The sequence below is a fragment of the Streptomyces sp. RP5T genome, from assembly GCF_003933965.1.
Taxonomy (GTDB): Bacteria; Actinomycetota; Actinomycetes; order Streptomycetales; family Streptomycetaceae; genus Streptomyces.
This window is the reverse complement of sequence record NZ_RSAJ01001086.1, coordinates 1-1,351: the sequence shown is the minus strand read 5'-3', so window position 1 is coordinate 1,351 and position 1,351 is coordinate 1. Positions and strand designations below refer to the sequence as shown.

The 1,351-nt window shown below is 73.4% G+C and carries 2 protein-coding genes; both read right to left on the bottom strand.

What is annotated here, in order from left to right; genetic code table 11:
- A partial coding sequence (locus EHS43_RS44660; RefSeq protein ID WP_125196067.1) for an aminopeptidase P family N-terminal domain-containing protein occupies positions 1 to 629 on the bottom strand: 629 nt, incomplete at its 3' end.
- Between the two features lie 124 nt (positions 630 to 753).
- Complete coding sequence (locus tag EHS43_RS44655; RefSeq protein ID WP_125196068.1) at positions 754 to 1,347, bottom strand: AAA family ATPase; 594 nt, start codon at positions 1,345 to 1,347, stop codon at positions 754 to 756.
- Positions 1,348 to 1,351 lie beyond the last annotated feature (4 nt).

Below are 1,351 nucleotides of genomic sequence, written 5' to 3'. Positions count from 1 at the left end.
GTGGGGCGGTGGGCGGGACGTCCGGAGTTCGGGCCGGTGCCGACGGAGGTCGCGAAGGCCGGGCCGTCGGCGCCGTGGTCGACCAGGCGGCGCTCCAGTTCGAGCGCGAGGTGCCGCTCGGTGCGGCCGACGAGGATGGACTCCAGGAGTTCGCCGAGGGCCTGGTCGGCGATCTCGGCGCCGATGCGCAGGCAGGAGATCTCCTCCTCGTCCTTGATGACGCGGTGCTGTTCGACCGCGCCGCCGAGGTCGGCCAGCCGCAGCCGCGGGACGACCGAGCGGATCGCCCGGTACCGGGAGACCGTGAGGTGCTGTTCCTCCACGGCGAGCGAGTCCGCGCCCTGAGCGGTGGCGAGGTCGGCCGCGGCGACGGCGGGGTCGCCCCCGGCACCGGGCAGGTGGTGCAGCCGCAGGTGCTCGTCGGGGCGGCCGATGCCGGGACGGTCGTCCGGGGGCCCGGCACACACCAGCAGGTCCTCGGTCCTGCCGAGCAGCAGCACGCTGCCGCGCGGGGCGGTGCCCGCGAGGTAGCGGACGTTGGCCGGACGGGAGATCAGCGCGGACTGGCTGCCGCCGGCCTGGCAGCGGTCGCGTAGGCGGGTTCTGCGGGTGGCGTACACCTCTGACATGACTTGAGCGTAGGAGTTCTCCCGGTATGCCGCTGTTTGGGAGAGTCCGAGTGGGGAGAGCCGCTGGTCGAGCGCGGGTCCGCCGGGGGCCGGGCACCCGGGCCTCCTCTCCCCTTCACGGGCGCTACCAGTTCGGCGGGCTCGCGATGGAGCGCGCCAGGACGTCGTCCAGGACCCTTGCCGTCTGCGGCACGTCCATCTGGGAGTTGTCGATGATCGGCAGTCCCGAGCCGTACCAGCCGGCCATCCGGCCGTGGATCCGGGCCACCTCCTCGTCCGTCAGGCGGCGATTGCCGGACCGCTCCGCGTTGCGCTCCAGGACGATCTCCAGGCCGGGCAGCAGGACCACCGGGAGCAGTCCCGGACCCACGTGCCGCTTCCAGCCGCCGAGGCCGACCACCGGCCGGTCCGGGAAGACCGCGTCGTCGAGGATGCAGGAGATGCCGTTGGCGAGGAAGTTGCGGGCGGCGAAGCCGCAGGTGCGGCGGGCGAGGCGGTACTGGGCCTCGGAGTGGTCGTTCCAGCCGGACTGCGGGTCGGCGAAGCCCGAGCGGACCCACTCACGGACGTCGTCGAGGCTAATGTGGGCGGTGGGCACCCGGCGGTGGTCGGCCCAGTACTTGGCCACGCTTGTCTTTCCGGCGCCCGCCGGACCGATGAGCAGCACCGCGAGGGTGGTGCCCGCGGGGTCGGGCGCCGGAAAGACAAGCGTGGCCAAGTAC